At 37.6% G+C, this 17,315-nt stretch carries 17 protein-coding genes; 1 reads left to right on the top strand and 16 read right to left on the bottom strand.

Going from position 1 to position 17,315, the window contains the following annotated elements; genetic code table 11:
• Window positions 1-127 precede the first annotated feature (127 nt).
• On the top strand, window positions 128-496 hold the full coding sequence (locus FRZ67_RS19895) for an ApeI family dehydratase (protein WP_147192330.1): 369 nt from the start codon (window positions 128-130) through the stop codon (window positions 494-496).
• On the opposite strand, the gene FRZ67_RS19890 is transcribed toward FRZ67_RS19895, so the two are convergent.
• From FRZ67_RS19890 to secY, 16 genes are all read right to left on the bottom strand, one after another.
• Entirely contained in the window at window positions 483-1,952 is a 1,470-nt protein-coding gene (locus FRZ67_RS19890; protein WP_225975408.1) for a cation:proton antiporter domain-containing protein, read from the bottom strand. The two genes, FRZ67_RS19895 and FRZ67_RS19890, sit on opposite strands and share 14 nt — an antisense overlap.
• A gap of 33 nt (window positions 1,953-1,985) precedes the next feature.
• Window positions 1,986-2,573, bottom strand: a complete 588-nt coding sequence (locus tag FRZ67_RS19885) for a hypothetical protein (RefSeq protein WP_147192329.1) — start codon at window positions 2,571-2,573, stop codon at window positions 1,986-1,988.
• A gap of 191 nt (window positions 2,574-2,764) precedes the next feature.
• Window positions 2,765-3,802: a beta-ketoacyl synthase chain length factor gene (locus FRZ67_RS19880; RefSeq protein ID WP_147192328.1), complete on the bottom strand. Its 1,038-nt coding sequence runs from the start codon at window positions 3,800-3,802 to the stop codon at window positions 2,765-2,767.
• A 105-nt stretch (window positions 3,803-3,907) separates the two neighbouring features.
• Complete coding sequence (locus FRZ67_RS19875; protein ID WP_147192327.1) at window positions 3,908-5,095, bottom strand: beta-ketoacyl-[acyl-carrier-protein] synthase family protein; 1,188 nt, start codon at window positions 5,093-5,095, stop codon at window positions 3,908-3,910.
• A gap of 8 nt (window positions 5,096-5,103) precedes the next feature.
• On the bottom strand, window positions 5,104-5,370 hold the full coding sequence (locus FRZ67_RS19870; RefSeq protein WP_317131452.1) for a phosphopantetheine-binding protein: 267 nt from the start codon (window positions 5,368-5,370) through the stop codon (window positions 5,104-5,106).
• 1 nt (window position 5,371) lies between these two features.
• Complete coding sequence (locus tag FRZ67_RS19865; protein ID WP_147192326.1) at window positions 5,372-6,652, bottom strand: ABC transporter permease; 1,281 nt, start codon at window positions 6,650-6,652, stop codon at window positions 5,372-5,374.
• A gap of 247 nt (window positions 6,653-6,899) precedes the next feature.
• On the bottom strand, window positions 6,900-7,640 hold the full coding sequence (locus FRZ67_RS19860; RefSeq protein ID WP_147192325.1) for an ABC transporter ATP-binding protein: 741 nt from the start codon (window positions 7,638-7,640) through the stop codon (window positions 6,900-6,902).
• Window positions 7,637-8,653: a BtrH-related acyltransferase DarH gene (darH, locus tag FRZ67_RS19855; RefSeq protein ID WP_147192324.1), complete on the bottom strand. Its 1,017-nt coding sequence runs from the start codon at window positions 8,651-8,653 to the stop codon at window positions 7,637-7,639. Before darH ends, FRZ67_RS19860 begins: the two co-directional genes overlap by 4 nt.
• Complete coding sequence (gene DarG / locus FRZ67_RS19850) at window positions 8,643-9,050, bottom strand: flexirubin biosynthesis protein DarG (RefSeq protein ID WP_147192323.1); 408 nt, start codon at window positions 9,048-9,050, stop codon at window positions 8,643-8,645. The genes darH and DarG overlap by 11 nt, the downstream gene beginning before the upstream one ends.
• A gap of 168 nt (window positions 9,051-9,218) precedes the next feature.
• On the bottom strand, window positions 9,219-10,364 hold the full coding sequence (gene darB, locus FRZ67_RS19845; protein WP_147192322.1) for a dialkylresorcinol biosynthesis protein DarB: 1,146 nt from the start codon (window positions 10,362-10,364) through the stop codon (window positions 9,219-9,221).
• Window positions 10,365-10,369: 5 nt separating this feature from the next.
• Window positions 10,370-11,284 carry a hypothetical protein gene (locus tag FRZ67_RS19840; RefSeq protein WP_147192321.1) on the bottom strand — a complete coding sequence of 305 codons (915 nt, stop codon included), beginning with the start codon at window positions 11,282-11,284 and terminating at the stop codon, window positions 10,370-10,372.
• A gap of 11 nt (window positions 11,285-11,295) precedes the next feature.
• Window positions 11,296-11,793, bottom strand: coding sequence for a hypothetical protein (locus FRZ67_RS19835; protein WP_147192320.1), 498 nt, complete (start codon window positions 11,791-11,793; stop codon window positions 11,296-11,298).
• 387 nt (window positions 11,794-12,180) lie between these two features.
• Window positions 12,181-13,404: a BaiN/RdsA family NAD(P)/FAD-dependent oxidoreductase gene (locus FRZ67_RS19830; RefSeq protein ID WP_147192319.1), complete on the bottom strand. Its 1,224-nt coding sequence runs from the start codon at window positions 13,402-13,404 to the stop codon at window positions 12,181-12,183.
• Window positions 13,405-13,533: 129 nt separating this feature from the next.
• The gene (locus FRZ67_RS19825) at window positions 13,534-14,754 is read right to left on the bottom strand and encodes a hypothetical protein (RefSeq protein ID WP_147192318.1); all 1,221 of its coding nucleotides are present in this window, start codon (window positions 14,752-14,754) and stop codon (window positions 13,534-13,536) included.
• A 100-nt stretch (window positions 14,755-14,854) separates the two neighbouring features.
• A complete protein-coding gene (gene map / locus FRZ67_RS19820) occupies window positions 14,855-15,697 on the bottom strand; it encodes a type I methionyl aminopeptidase (protein WP_225975407.1) in 843 nt (280 codons plus the stop codon).
• A 208-nt stretch (window positions 15,698-15,905) separates the two neighbouring features.
• Window positions 15,906-17,252, bottom strand: a complete 1,347-nt coding sequence (secY, locus tag FRZ67_RS19815; RefSeq protein WP_147192317.1) for a preprotein translocase subunit SecY — start codon at window positions 17,250-17,252, stop codon at window positions 15,906-15,908.
• Window positions 17,253-17,315: the final 63 nt, after the last annotated feature.

Here is a 17,315-nt window from a genome sequence, read left to right as displayed (position 1 = left end):
CCGGAGATTTTTTTACGTCATTGCGGCCCTGCAGTTTAAGCAGCCGATGTATATTCATGAGTACAAGGGTGCGACGCAAGGAACGATGCCATAAAGCATATAGCCTGGTTCATAAAAAATAAATTGCATGTTATTAGAAAATAATTTCTACACGATAGAATCATTTGCAAACGAAGAAGGTATTGCAAAGGCAACAATTGCGATCAATGCATCACATAAAATATTTGAAGGACATTTTCCGGGGGCACCTGTTGTACCGGGCGTTTGCATGATGCAAATAATAAAAGAATTTTTGGAAAAAGCATTGGCAGGAGAAACGAGGTTATCAAAAGCTGATCACCTGAAATTTCTGGCTATAATAAATCCTGCAGAAAACAATATTGCCAACATTGAAGTGAAATATAAAATAAATGAAAGCGATATTGATGTAACTGCAGCCATAACCAACAGCACGGCTACAAATTTTAAAATGAAAGCGCAGTTTATACTTTTGTAGCAATCTTTATTTCAGTGCTTGAAATTGCTTTTTCTTCCGGCATTAACCAATTGAAAAAATTGAGCGCAGGGTTTGTCATGAATGTTGTGATCAACGCCATAAGCACCATCATTGTAAAAACTTGAGGAGAAAGGATTCCAAGGTCGTAACCGATATTCAGCACCACTAATTCCATTAAGCCTCTTGTATTCATAAGCGCACCAATTGATAAACTATCTTTCCATGTTTGCCCGGTAATTTTTGCGGCGATTGTGCTACCACCAAATTTTCCTGCAACTGCCACAAATACGATCCAGCCAAAAGTTATCCAAAGACTGGCTTCATTCAGTAAACCTATTTGTGTACGCAATCCGGTAAACACAAAAAATAATGGGAGCAATAATACAAGGCTTACATCTTCAATTTTATCAATGATCGTTTGCCTGAAATTCATTTCGTCAGGCATTATCACACCCGCCACAAACGCACCAAACAATGCATGCACACCAATCAATTCTGTTAGATAAGCAGAGAGCAACATCACCATAAAAACGATTGCCATCATTGATTTGCTAACTGTTTCACGTTTGTTGTAAATATGCCCAAGTTTTTTTAATAGCGGTCTTATAACCATCAACATTAATAAAACATAAGCGAGCAATAAGCCAATTGTAAACAAGGTACTCACTGATGTTCCTGCTTTTACAATGGCGATTAACGCAGCAAGAATACACCATGCAGTTACATCATCTGATGCCGCACAGGTGATTGCCATTATACCCAATCTGGTTTTGGTAAGATTTCTTTCTTTGATGATTCGAGCCAGCACAGGAAACGCGGTTATACTCATCGCAATACCCATAAACAATGAAAAAGAAAGAAATGAAATATTTGCCGGCGCATATGCTTTATACATAAACAGTGCAAGACACATGCCCAATGTATAAGGAATAATAATGCTTGCATGACTAATAATTACGGCAGACTTTGCCTGTTTACGAATGACGCTTATATCAAGTTCAAGACCTATTACAAACATGAATAATATCAAACCAACCTGGCTTATGAATTGAAGATTATTTAATGAGGAGGCAGGAAAAATAAACGCGGAAACAGCAGGTGATAAAGCACCCAGCACAGAAGGGCCTAACACAACACCTGCAATAATTTCTCCTACAACCGCAGGCTGACCTATTTTACTAAATAAATATCCAAACATTCTCACCGCAACAACAATTACAACTATTTGCAAAAGCAATACCGGCAGCGCCAGTGAAATATTATTGCTGAAAGATTCTGCAAAAGGCGCTGTATTTATTTTGCCTGTTGGCGCATTTGCTGCCTGTATTGTTTGCAAACTTTCTCCCTTCCTAACAATTAACCAGATGGCCGTACCAAATACTGCGATTATTAAAATATAAAACAGAAAAGAGCGGTTTTTTTTCATCGTAAGTGAAGATAAAAAAACAGGCTGCATGTGCAGCCTGTTTCAAAAATAATTTCACTTAATTTATTTGCTGAGGTATTTTGCAAGGGCTTTTCCGGCCAATGCATAAGCTTCCATAATTCTGCCGCCTGTATCAAAATCATAACCACCAAATGTGCTGCCTGGCACTTTCTCAAAAGATATTTTAGCAACAATGGTTGAAGGGTTTGCAGTTTCAACAATCCAGGCCTCACCTGCTATTTCTGAATTGTGGCGCCAAACGCCAACATTATAACCAGGTTCAGTAAAATGAGTTTTAAGTATTAATGTGTACTTAGCATTTTTACTCCTTGTCTTTTCACTATACTTCAAAAACAACTCTTCAAACTTGGGCTCGAATTTATTTTGCCTGTCATCTACCCACGCCTTTGCCCAGTTATCACCTTTGCCTGCTTCCTTTTTATTATAATCTTCTTTTTTTTGCGCTACATAATCTTCTTCTTTATCAAATTTGCCCACTTTCATATTGTCATAAGTGTATTGAAAATTTATAGTTGTTTCATTTTTTAACACATCGCTATTTCCTTCAATAACTTTAATTTTTTGCGCATGCACAGAGCTTGCAAATGCAAGTGTAAAAGCCAGTCCTGCAAAGGCTGATAAGATTTTCATGTTGATACGTTTTAGTTTATGATTGATTAATTTTTTTAAGCCAAAGGGCTTTTCTTCTATTTAGCTTTCGTTGCGTCGCACTCTTGTACATCTTTTACACTATTCAGCAAAATACATTTTTAAATTCCCGGTAAACGCTTCATAAAATAACTGAATATTTTTTCTACCTGAAAATTTCTTTTTCAAATTCTTCACGGCAGCGACAATAATATAAAGCTATGTTGTACCTGCCTGTAACAATTATAAATAAGTATTTTCCTAAACCGATCTTCAGTTTTCCTCTTGATCATGTGTTCCGGCATATTTTGCTGCTGCAGAACATATAATGCAAGCCAAAGAGCTGTTGCTGTTAACGTTGCATAATCCCCCGTTAAATGTTTAAATCTTGCAATTGCAGTATCACTGTTTAATACAGATTCAACTGCATTATAAAATTCTAAAGAACGAATGTCTCCATCTTCTCCTGAAAGTAACAACTCCGGTCTATCTCTCTCCTTAAAATTTTTATCCACAAATAAATCCAAACTTTGCTTTACCACAGAAGTATCTTTAGAATAACACATTTCAATTGCTTCAATTTTGGCAATGGCATTTTCTGTTAGTCCATTTACCAGAAACATAGCAGCACCTTCTCCGGCAATTGTTCCTTTTGAATTAGTATTATACAGTTCACTGCTTAATATCGATTCATCTTTATAACAATCTGCAAGTATATCAATATTATAATTGTAATGAGATATCACATCCACCCCACCCACTAAAAAGTTTTGACCGGGATTTTCTTTAACCATCATAGCAGCATCAAGTAAAGCGTTTTCAAAAGAGAATCCACGATGTACATGTGTTGTATTGTAAGATTTATTTGCCGTCATCAAACTTATCTGCGAGGCAACCGCATTGGCTGTACTCTGAACAAAATCTCCGGGTGTAAGTAATCCTTCATCGTATGCCACTATTTGATCAAGAAACTTAATGCTTTCTTCCATGCCGCCGTTTGCTGTCCCAATAATTATTCCATCAATTTTTGTTTCCTGTAATAATGGTAATGCTGCAGCAATGCCAATTTTTACATTCTTACTCATCCTGCGCAATACACCAGGCGGAATGTTTTTATACGCAGGTTCAATTACCTGCAATTGATTGTTTACAGATGTATGCAAATGTTCCAGATCAACATCACCAAATGTTTGCTGTGGAGAGATGCAGGATGTTTGATGTATATAGAGCATTACTTATAAAACTAGTTCTATTTATAAAGGATGCCATTAGCACTATAGATGAAGTGATTGCGACGCAACGAAGATGCCATGAAAATATTAGCTGGTATCATAACATTAATATTTTGAAAAAATCAACGATGTGCAATTACCGCCAAAGCCAAACGAATTGCTCATTACATATTCTAAAGATTTTTTTCTATACTCAGCAACAGGAGCAAGGCCAGTTGCATCGATAGCATGTTCAAAATGCAGTGCAGGATAAATCTCCTGGTGCATCAACGACAAAATACTATACACCGCCTCAATTGCTCCGGCAGCACCAAGCGTATGTCCGGTATTTCCTTTCGTGGATGCAAACGCAGGCACTTGGTCAAACACTTTTTTCATCGATACGCTTTCTACTTCGTCATTGTTTTCCGTTGCTGTACCGTGCGCATTGATAAATCCAATTTCACCTGCATTAATATTCGCTTTTTTTAAAGCCTGTTTCATTGCAGCCACCGGGCCATCACCTTCTGCAGACAATGACGAAGGATGAAAAGCATCGTTTGCATTTCCATAGCCTGCAATTGTTGCATATATTTTTTTATCCGCAGCATCTCCCTCTTTCTCTAAAACAAGATATGCAGCGCCTTCACCAAGATTCAAGCCTTTGCGATCTTTATCAAACGGCCTGCATGTTTCATCGCTAAGAATACGCAACGCATTAAATCCGTTGATCGTAAATTTTGCAAGGGTATCTGCGCCACCAACAATTGCTCTTTTAGCAAAACCATGTTGAATCAATCTTGCACCGTACATAATTGCATTAGCAGAAGATGAACAAGCCGTGTTGAAAGTATTAATAATGCCTTTCATCTTATACCTTTCCTGAACATAAATTGCAACGGAAGCAGAATCGTAAGAAGTTAAATATTCAGAGCCATTGTCCTTACTACGGGTATCTGCATATAATTCATCTGTAAGGCACATCCCTCCTACTGTATTGCCACTTATAAAAGCTGTATTCAAAGAACTTATTTCAGCTATTGGCAGATTACTATCAGCAATTGCTTCATTAAACGCATGCAATGATAACAACATCGTGCGTGTTACACCATGTTCATATGCATGAAGCTGTTCTTTTAATGTATCAGTTGTAATTTTTATTTCGCCAAATGGCATAACGCCTGCAAAGCGGGAAGGAAAATTTTCAAGATTTGTAATGCCGCATGTACCTTTTACGAGTGCTTGCCTGTTTTCTCCAGCAGTGTTGCCAATGGCACTTATAACACCCATTCCTGTTACAACAATACGGCTCAACGCAACAATTATTTTGTTCTGTGTTTTTCAATATAGTCAACCATGGTGTTGATATCTGTAAGAATCTTGCGACCTTCTTTTGGATCTTTTATATCAATACCATATTCACGGGAAAGCAATACAATAAGTTCAATCGAATCAATGGAATCAAGCCCCAGGCCCTCTCCAAATAAAGGTTCTTCATCTTTTATTTCAGCAGGAGAAACACCAAGGTTTAAAAACTGAACAATCTGCTGTTTCACCTGTGCTTTCAACTCACTTTTTTCCATTGTCATGTTATATAAGGTTTTTGCGCTTTAAGCCCCATACAGTAATTAACTGTATTACAACTGTTATGGCAAATAAAGATAAAATATTCGTTATTATATCACTTAATTTTCCGCCCTCAAGGAATAAGCCGTAATAAGCCTCTATGCACCAATGCAGCGGAGAAATATTCATTAATATTTTTAACGAATCGGGCATTATAAAAGATGGTATCATAATGCCGCCGAGTGCTGCAAGCATTACAACAGAAACCGCACCAAAACCATTTGCCTGCTCCTGTGTTCCTGCAAATACGCCAACGCAAATCGCATAGCTTGATGCACACCAGCCGCAGATAAACGTTACAAGTAATAATCCTACAATATCATTGGGAATATTTAATGCGGGTAATCCTATTAACGGAAATACCCAAACACCAATTGAAAAAATTATAAGTGCCTGGAATATCGTTACAAATGTGTAAGTGACCTGTTTTGAAAACAAAGACAAAATATAATTCGTTGGCAGGGTTTTCAATCTTACAAAACTTCCATTCTGCTTTTCTCTTACAACACTGCTGCCAAGCGAAATAACAATGAAGAACATGGCAAAGATTGTCCATGCAGGAATATTGTGCTGCGATGCATTTGGAATATTTCTGCTGCCATCTCTTGAAACAGGAATTTCATTTACCTGCACCTGGTTGTTGATCATTTCATTTTCAAGTGAGTCGGGCATTGCTTTATCATTCAATGAAAGATAAACTGTTTGTAATATTTTTTTATTCTCTACAATCTGTAATGCACTGCGCAATGCGCCTTGTATTGATTGACGAAACGACTGCTGCATTACAGGATGATAATAAAAAGTAATGGGCGTAACATTCTCCGCGGCTTTAGCAGAGCTATCATCATTAACACCAAGATCATTCAATGCTTTTGCGGTAATGTTTTCCGCCTTTGCAGATAGCTTTGCAGAAAAATCCTCCGGAATAATTATCGCAACCATCGCATCTTTTTCATGCATGCTATTTTTTATTGCATCATCTGTTTGGTTACTTCCAACGCTATCAATATCAAACATACCGATCTTCCTGATAGCTGCAACCAGCTGCCTGCCTGATTCTCCGCTGTCTTTATTACACAACACCATGGCAAGTTTGTTATCGTTTACCAGTTCAAACGTACTGTTCTGCACACTCGTAATAACAATGGCAAGCAGTATGGGCATAGCAAACATCACGAGTAAACCGATCTTGTCCCGTGTAAGAATGAGTAAGTCTTTTTTTATGGTTGCTATGAGTTTGAACAATGTCTGAACCAGGATTTTAAATGATTAATATGATTTACAGGATGAATAATTTTTATGAGCCAAACTTTATCTCTTTACTCATCGTTCCTTGCGTCGCACTCTTGTACAGCAACAAATAATTCAAAAGATTATTCAGGCATTTTGAATTTTACTTTTGACTTTTTACTTTGCTCAATCATTGTTCCGAACGTAAAAGTGAGTGACACAACAGGCGACGCCACAAAGAACTACAGCTATAGCAAAAAAATTAATCCCTGTATGCTCGGCCTGTTAAATTCAAAAACAAACCTTCCAAACCATCCTGCTTATGTTCTGTCATTAAGTTTTGCAATGTATCATGAGCAATGATATTTCCTTCATCTATCAAAGCAATTTTTGTACACAGATCTTCTGCTTCATTCAGTTGATGCGATGTATAAATTAATGTACTTCCTGCTGCATTCAATTCTTTTAAATAATTGATGATCGCATGACGGCTTTGTACATCAACACCAACAGTGGGTTCATCCAAAAACAAAACCTGCGGCTGATGTATAACACCGATAGCAAGGTTTACACGACGCTTCATACCACCGGAAAATTCATGCACAGGTTTATCTGCAACATCTTCCAAACCCAATACCTGCAATAGTTGCAGCGTTCTCTCTTTTATTTGTTCTTTTGTTAATCCTGCCCATGCACCAAAGAATGCAAGATTTTCTTTGGGGCTTAATTCGTGATAAAAAGAAAAATCCTGCGGCACAAAACCAAACAGGTAATTTACTTTTTTGTTGTGCTTTTTTATTTCGTTGCCTAATAATTGTAAGGAACCTTTTTGATAAGTGAGCAAGCCCGTCATCAATTGCATAAGCGTAGTTTTGCCTGCACCGTTTGGACCGAACAATCCAAAACGCTCTCCCTGGTTAATAGTAAGATTAAGATTATTGATGCAAGACGGATAACCAGGGTAGGCAAAACTTATATCGTTGATCTCTATTGCGGCACTCATGCATCCAGTTTTACTTTGGATAATTCCTGGAAAGCTTTTTTTTCCATTTCGGAAATCTTTATAAGGTAATCGCCCATTACATCAAAGTCTGCCTGGCTTGTAATGCGACCTTTATAAATACCAGAAGCCTGCACGGCTGCATTGCGCCATTGATCGCCAGCTTGTGTAAATTGCTTTGATATATCAAGCAATTCATCTTTATGAAAGTATTGATTTGCCTCTTGCAGAAATGCACCATATAAAAAACGGAAACCACCGCCGCCCGTTCCTATCTCTTCCTGCATACGAACAATCTGCGCAAGATAGCTGCCTGCTTTTTGTATGCCGAGTTTATCTCTCCACTTCTTTATTTTTCTTCCTGTATATGCAATGCCACTTACACCGGCAAAGCTTCCGGGTATATGCAGCATATCACGAAGATTAAGTTTAATACCTTTTTTAATTGCTCGTTGAATTTGCTCAACAGTAATTTCTTTTGCTTTCTCCGGATAATACAATTGTCCCTTAGGCGCAAGAAACCCTTTTGCAAAGCGTACACGGTTTAACTCGTAACTGTTAAGCGTTGTAGTATATTCCATAATAGGATCACTGATGATGTAATTATCATCTTCCTTACCAAACACCACAAGATTGTGCGCATTAAAATGAAAGCGATATTCTTTTGGAAAATAAGTAAGATAATAAACCCCAACCTGGCAGCCGGCAGGCTGACCTTGCTGCAAACATTCATCCAGCGCTTTTTGTGCTTCTTCTTCTGATGAAAACTTTTTTCGAATAATTTTTATGTCGAGAGATTTCGCAGTCCTTTTAAAAATTAAACCAGGTTGTGTGCGAAATGAAATTGCCGGACCACCATTCACCTTCATAAAAGGAAGGTGTATATAAAACAATCCTGATCCTATACCAAATGCAAGTGGTTCTGTAATAAAATTTACACCTGCATGTTTTAATAAATTGCGGGTAACGCCATTCTCACAATGCGCTGCCTGTACATGCTCAAAATTAAGCTTCATGCGCATTCATGGTTTTAAGTTGCTCTACGCTTATATCAAAAACTTCTGCGTAGCGCTTTAGTTTATCGCCTGATAATTTTTTGAAAACAGATGGCTTCATGTGTCTTTTGATTGTCCATTTCCAGAAGCCGGTATATGCAGATAAAATTGCAGGATCCATTACACGCAACTCCATAAAAAATAAAATGGGGCTGGCTTCATTGTTCTCTACTTTTCTTTTTGCAGCGTTTACTTTTTCTTCAATATCGTGCCACGCCACATCAAGCGCTTCAGATTTTATTTGCCAGCCGTTACTTAGTTCTGTAACATATTTTCCATTCTCATCGGTTACATAACAAACTTCTGTTGTAAGTTTTCCAAGTGCACCTAAATCCTGGGGAACATTTTCTTTATTCATGTTACAAAGTTTTTAAGTGAAGATTTTTTTTACTAAACTGAAGTGCTGCTATTAAGCTTTCGTTGTGTCACTCACTTCAACGCCTTGCTCATTACTGAACTGAACGTATAAGTGTGCGACGCAACAGACGATGACCAAAGAACAACAGCCGGGTTCAAAATAATTTTCTTATACAACTGTAAGGCAACTGTACATATAGGAGAACCGCGAACTTTCCGGAACAAGCAATAAGATTTTATTTCCTTTCTTTAACTCGCCGCTGTGAAACAATTCGTCAAGCGCAAGATAAATGTAACCAGCGCCAACATTGCCGATCTCGCTGAGACAAGTGCGCCATTTATCCCATGGAATGTGTAAGCCAATTTCAGTAAGCCTGTCGTAAATTTTTTGTTTAAAAAATTCGCTTGACATGTGTGGCAGGAAGAAGTCTATACCATTTACATCAAGACCATTACGTTCGCAAATATCTTTCAAACCGCGACCACCAAGCGGAACGATGTTTTCACTTAAGAGCTTTACGTCTTGCTTTATACTAAGTACAGATTTTTGTAATAACTCATCAGGCGTATAATCGAGGTAACCTTTTAATTTACCGTCTTCTTTTTCGCTACCTGCATACATACACGGGTCCATTTCGTTAGCGTAAGAAACACCATCAACCCAATCTATGCGAAGGCTTATACTATCTGCATTTGGCTTGCTGGACATCTGGAATGCACATGCGCCGTCTGACAGCATCCAGCGCAAGAAATCTTTATCAAAACTGATGTATGGATTTTCTTCTAACTCAATTAATTTCTGCACTTCATCTTCAAAAACATCAGACTTAATTGAAGCAGAAAATCTTTCAGAACCAGTAGCAATTGCATTGTTTACATTGCCAATCTTCACAGACATGTAAGCATATTTATAAGCATGCATACCTGCACAACAAACACCCGAAGGAGAAACAACTTCAACCGCATTTGATTCAGGCAACCAGCCATGCACCATACATGCATGTGATGGCATTATCTGGTCTGGTGACGAAGTACCACAACTTAGCAGCTCAAGATTTTTCAATCCTTCAGGATTGTTTTTGAATAAATTTCTAATTGCTTCAGCGGTCATCTGCGCATTGGTATGCGTGGGCTTTCCCCCTTTCGTTAAAGCGTAAAATCTTTTTTTAATTCCATTATTGCGCAGTACGATTCTCTTGGATTTAGAAGGTTTGTTATTAATATAACCAAGGTACTCCTCCATCTCGTCGTTTGAAACCGGGTCGTTTGGGAAAAAATGCGCTGTATTTGTAATGTAAACTTCGTTGAAAGACATGTTCGTTACTCCTTGTTATAATTCACACCTAAAAAATATTCAAATTTTCTTTTTGTTCTGTTAAACAGAAACGGGCGCACAAGAATGCTATGAATTAGCAATATAATAGGCGCTGCTACAAAAAGCGCAATTAAAAGATAATATTTGAATGCAACAAGTAACGCTTTCCTTTTTTTTGAACCGTAAATCTTGCCTCCCCAAATTTTAAACATGATGCCGGCTTTAGATTCGATATACATCAAATTATACCTGATTTCCACGGCTTTAGCATTTACCAATTCCTGTTGCATTCCTTCGTAAGAACCTTTTGAAACATAAGGTGCAACAATTGCACCGTAAATTGGCACCTTATCAATATCTGCCTGGGCAACCCCGGGCATTGGCAGTATGCCCCATTTGCGTTCTTTTTTACCGTTCAACATCCAGTGAAAAATGGTTAGTACGCCCAGCTGATTATTGCCCCTGTCAGCTAACGCAACATTGCCCACAAGTTTTGCACCTGCATCTTTCAAAAGTTTTTTTACCTTTTCCTGTGCATTCAGCCACATATTACGCGAACCAATCAATGTAATGACAGGCGTATCTTTTAAAATTGCCTTTACCTTCTGATTGTGCAACATAGAGTTTGCAGGAATACTGGGAGAAAGAAACCATGGCTGCCATGCAAATACAACGAGATCATATTTGTTCTCTTTAAATTCAAATGGCTGCAACTCTTTTGGAACACCTTTTACACTTTCCGGCATCGCATCAAAAAAAACCGGCGCTGTTCTCCATGGAAAAGGAAAATCATCAACCGGTTTTAAATGATGCATTTCTATTGAATGCCCGGCATCTGCTATTGGTTTAAGAAAATTATTGGTTATTTCTTCCAACTGACCACTCTGTGTGTAATAAAGGGCTAAAACTTTTTTACTCATAGATTAAAAGGTTATATATCTGCAGGCAGCAATATTTTAGATTGTTTACTGTAATCAAAAATGGCTTGTTGAATTTCAGGAAGCAAATTTTTATATTCTTTACTGATAAACATTTTATCACTCTTTAATTTATCACTGTATTTTACAACTTTTGGTGCATGCTCCTGTATCTGCAACCTAAGAAACCGGTATTCAGCATTTGATGTGTCTTTAGCAATAACAGCTTCCAGTTTTGCTTTGCCTGATTTAAACAAATTGAGCTTTTCCTTTTTACTTCCGGCAATATCAGCCTTTTTCATTAGCAAAGCGCCTTCAAAAGCCTCTTTACCGGTAATGCTGCTTTGTTTAAGTGCAGCTAGCTGAGCGTCTATTTCATCTGCATTTTTTCCAGCCATTGCTTTATAAAATTGCTGACGGCTGAATTGCTGCGAATAAGATTTTACAGACACAACAGATAACACAAAACTCAATGCTATAATTATTACTATCTGGTTATTTTTTGTGCACATAATTTTCAACTATGCCAAAGATAAGTATCCGCATCAAAATACGTTCTGAATAAATTAACTGTGCTTTTCCTAAATATTAGAATAGTAATTTTTACTAACCGGGCTGCATTGCAGGCATGATACTTCCGTTGCGTCGCACTCTTGTACTGAAGAAAGAAAGGCAACAGGATAAAATTTGCAGTAGAAAATAAATTAAACATCGTTGCGTCGCACACTTGTGCTGCTAAAAACACCGCAGCAGGTGAAAAGGCAAAAGTGAAAGGTGAAGATGTATAAGCGTTTTGGCTTTTCATCTTTCACTTTCACAGTTCAACAATGTTCCGAACTTATAAGAAAGATTCACATCTGGATCATTGAATTGCTTTGTGAAGGCGGGCTTCTTTTTTTTTATTCTAGTGTAGCAATATGGTTGGCTGCGATCCATCCGCTAGTCCATGCATTTTGAAAATTAAAGCCTCCGGTAATACCGTCTATATCCATTACCTCCCCTGCAAAAAATAAATTGGGTACTATTTTACTTTGCATGGTATTGGCATCTATCTCTGTTAATTTTATTCCACCACACGTTACAAATTCTTCTTTAAAAGTAGTTTTCCCTTTAACCTGAAACACTTGTCCTGTAATGGTTTTAATTAGTTTATTCTGAAGTGTTGCAGAGAGATCGGCCCAGCGTGTATCAATATTAATACTGCAAACATCCAGCATATATAACCACAACCTACCTGGCAAACCAAACGGGTTTTTATTACTTATTTTTTGTGCAGCATGCTGATCTCTTAAATGTTGCCATTCTGTTCTTAAACTATTTTCATTGTAAGCAGGTAACCAATTTACAGATATAGAAAAATTATATTGTAAATGTGCCAGTTCTCTTGCACCCCATGCAGAAAGTTTTAATACAACAGGGCCGCTTAAACCCCAGTGCGTAATTAATAATGGTCCTGTTTCTGAAAGTTTCGTTGACTGGATCTTTATTGTTGCATGATCTACGCTTACACCCATTAAAGAAGTGATGCTATTGTCCGGAATATTAAATGTAAATAAAGACGGTACCGGTGTTTCAATGGAATGACCAATTTGTTGCAGCCATTCAAATTGTGTTGCCTTAGTGTAACCGCCGGAAGCAATGCAAAGAAAATCAGTCTCGAGTTTTTGTTTTTCAGTGTCTAGTTGAAAGTGATCATCAATTCTTGTAATTTTTTTTATTCCTGTATTGAATAAAATTTCAACACCATATTTATTTGCTTCTTTTATCAAACAATCAATGATGGTTTGTGAATCGTTGGTTACAGGAAACATTCTTCCATCTGCTTCTGTTTTTAATTTTACACCACGTTCTTCAAACCATGCTATAGTGTCTTTGGTACTGAACCAATGAAATGATTTTTTTAAAAAATTTTGTCCTCGTGGATAATGTTTTATAAGTTCAGGTATTTCAAAACAAGCATGCGTAACATTGCATCTGCCCCCACCGCTTACTTTTACTTTGGATAAAACTTTACTGCTCTTTTCAACGATAACAACTTTTAGTAACGGATTTAATCTTGCTGCATTTACTGCACAAAAGAAACCGGCAGCACCTCCACCAATAACGATCAGTTTTTTCTGCATAGTTTACTAAAGTATAAATCTTCTGCAGTATACTGATAACATTTCTTTATTGCTGAAATATTTGTTGGCCTAAAAGTGTGCGACGCAACAGGTGTTTAATACATATCCTAAAGCATGGCAACAAAATATTTATTTAAAAAAAGACTGGCAGTAATCATATGGGTCGGCTATAATGTTTGCAATATTGGTTTTAAAGGCAACCCCATTAGGTCTTAGTGTATAAACAGGAGTCGTACGCTTTGCATTGTGCAGTGCCACTGCTTTATACAATGCTTTTCTATCATCGTCAAATCCACCATCTCCGCTATACCATGATACTATTGGAAAGGCCTGCAATGCACAGGTTATTTCTTTTGGAATTTCCGGTGAGGTTGTTATCTGCCCAGTTTCGTTGGTAATAATTGTTTTCCCAGCAATGGGTGCATGATATCTAAGATAGTTTACAACGTCTTCCAATGCTCCCTGTGAAATGTTGTTGGTATCTATGCTGTGCGGAAGTGTAGAATCAAGCCAAAAAAGTGCCTGTACCGGCTCATACCAGTGAAAGTTAAAATAATCCATATCGACAGTAGGATACGCATCCATAAGGTATTTTACAATCTTTAATTTTTTCTGAAACTTGCTGGTGTTAAAATCCACTGTTGATTCAGGTGGTAATATTTCGTGCATGAATGTTTGTGCCGCAATAGAATCCTGTAATATGTTTTTATAATAATCCCAAACGAGTAAGTGCATTCCGAGCGATGTAAAGCCAGCATTGCATACCTTAATATTTCTCGCCTTACATACCTGGACTGCATATTTTAATTCATCAAGATATTTATCAAGATCACCTTTGGTTGCTATGGCGTGAAAGTTAGGGTTGTTCTCTTCGTTTTCTACAACTACTAATGCAGGGGCTGCATATCTTCCGGACATTAATGTATCCAATACATTTGTTATATACGTTTTATATTCGGGGCTTGCACCCGGAAATGGAACTGAACCTTTTGCATTGCGCCAGTTTATATTCAACAAAACCTGGATGGCAGGAGTTGCAGTAACGAATGATTTATATGTATTTAAAAAACTCCGTCTCTTTAATGAATCATCCCAGTTACCACTTTCGAGTGATAAACGCACGTATTGAACACCAAGATCTTTTGCCAATTGCACTGCATCGGCATCTCCAAGCGATATACCATTTGATTTACTTATTAAAACCCCAAAAGGGTTTTTATAAACAGGCTGATTGAGAGAAGACCCAACCTGGTTATTGACAACATTTTCTTTCTTTTCAATTTTTGTGCAGCTACAAATAACAATAACAAATAAAGCAAGGGTTAAAACTACAGGATTGACGCGATACATATTTTTTAGTTTTAGAAGGCAAGCGATCGCTAATAGTTCTACAAGGGAAAGATAAAGCAAACATTTCAAATATACAATACACTTTCGTGTATTTAATATACTATATAGTCATGCTATGTGCATAGTACGAAACATTAAGATTGGGATTGTTTTGTTCCGCAGCTTCTATAATTGGATAATCTGAAAGTATTAGTGCTTTGTTCTTTTTCACGCAAACATCATGTTCAAAATGTACAGACGGTTTACCATCACGTGTGCGTACTGTCCAACCATCATCTTCTGTGTATACATCTTTGGTACCCATGTTGATCATTGGCTCAATTGCCAGCACCATATTTTCTTTAAGCTTTTTACCATCGCCACGTTTTCCATAGTTTGGTACCTGAGGATCTTCGTGCATACTTCTGCCAAGTCCATGACCAACCAATTCCCGAACTACACCATAGCCATTTCTTTTTTCTGTATAATCCTGTATAGCATTAGAAATATCTCCAACCCTGTTTCCTGCAATTGCTTTTTCAATTCCTCTGTAAAGTGATTCTTTAGTAACACGTACCAGTTTTAACACAGCTTCATCTGCCTCGCCAATAATAAAAGTATAGGCATGATCTCCATGCCAGCCGTTTAAGATCACACCCATATCTATCGAAACAATATCGCCTTCTTTTAAAGGCTCATTATTAGGAAACCCATGCACCACTACATCATTTACAGATGCACAAATGCTATGCGGATAACCGCGGTAATTTAAAAAAGAAGGAATGGCTTTATGATCGCGTACAAATGTGGCACACAATTTATCAATTTGTAACGTGGTCATCCCTGCTTTCAAAACTTTGGCAACTTCTGTAAGTGTTTTACTTACCAGCATTGCACTTTCTTTCATCATTGCTACTTCTGCTTCTGTTTTAATTATGATCATACCATTTATTCTACGTGACATATTTTTTTGTTCCCAGCTTTGGTTTTCATAGCGTCGCCTGTTGTGTCACTCACTTGTACGTTCTGTTCAATATTGATCTTACAGATGAAGAGTGCGACGCAACAAAAGTCTGATATTTATTCAAAAGTCCGGCTCAAAATAAATTTCTAAAAAAACACAACCTGCCAGTTTTCTGACAGGTTGGAATAATTTATACGCAATAAAAAAATTAATAACCGCTTGCAGGAGATACAGTCTGTCTGCCCTGTATACGTCCGCCTTTCATTAAGCCATCGTATTGACGCATCAATAAGTGTGTTTCTATTTGTTGCAAGGTATCCAGAATTACACCCACCATAATCAATAATGATGTGCCACCAAAGAATGTGCTGAAGCTTTGTGTAACACCAAGTAATTGAGCAAAACCTGGTAATATACCTACAAACGCAAGGAACACAGCACCAGGTAAAGTAATCTTATCCATGATAGCGCCAATATAATCAGCCGTTGGCTGTCCGGGTTTTACACCCGGTATAAATCCATTATTACGCTTGAGATCTTCACTCATTTGTTTGGGATTAAAGATCAATGCCGTATATAAGAAAGTAAATGCTATTACCATTACAGCATAAATAAGCATATACCATGGATTACTGTGATCGCTGAATATCTTTACCACACCTTGTGCAGAATCAAGATTAGTGAACGAGAACAATGTTGGCAAAAACATGATTGCCTGTGCAAAAATAATCGGCATTACACCGGCACTGTTCACCTTCAAAGGGAGGAACTGTCTTGCGCCACCAAACTGCCTGTTACCAATAATTTGCTTTGCATAATTAACAGGCACTTTTCTTACACCTTGTATAAGAATGATAAGCCCCATAATAATGGCAATAAGCACTGCAATTTCAAGGGTGAATGACAATAATCCTTTAGCCCCTTCAGTGTACTTGGAAGAAAACTCCTGCCCGAATGCTTGTGGCAAACGTGCAAGGATACCTACCATGATGATAATAGAAGTACCATTACCCAAACCTTTATCCTGTATCTTTTCACCAAGCCACATTACGAATAATGTGCCTGCTGTAAGTGCAATAATGGTTGTGTACAGGAAATAAGGTTTAAATGATTCTATCATTGCCGCAGCATACTCCGGAGTTTTTAAGTAAGCTATATATGCGCTTGACTGTAGTATAGTAACCAATACAGTAAGATAGCGTGTCCACTGGTTTATTTTTTTTCGGCCACTCTCTCCTTCTTTCTGTACTTTCTGCATTTGCGGAACCAATATGGTCATCAACTGCATAAAAATGGAGGCAGAGATATATGGCATTACACCCAATGCAAAAATGGAAGCGTGTGAAAACGCACCACCTGCAAAAGTATCAAAGAGACCAAGCAGGCCATTGTTTGAAGTGGATGATGCATCGGAAAGTTTGTTAGGGTCAATACCTGGCAATACAATATGTGCTCCAACCCTGTAAACAAAAATAAGCGTAAGTGTTACGATGATCTTGCTGCGCAATTCCTCGATACTCCAAATATTCTTAAAAGTCTGAATGAATTTTTTCACTGAATAAGAATTAGATGCGTGAATGCTTTCTTTAAACCAAAAGACGCACCTGTAGATGCGTCC

The organism is Panacibacter ginsenosidivorans (genome assembly GCF_007971225.1).
Lineage (GTDB): Bacteria > Bacteroidota > Bacteroidia > Chitinophagales > Chitinophagaceae > Panacibacter > Panacibacter ginsenosidivorans.
The sequence above is the reverse complement of the archived record's forward strand: the minus strand, read 5'-3'. Positions and strand labels throughout refer to the sequence as shown.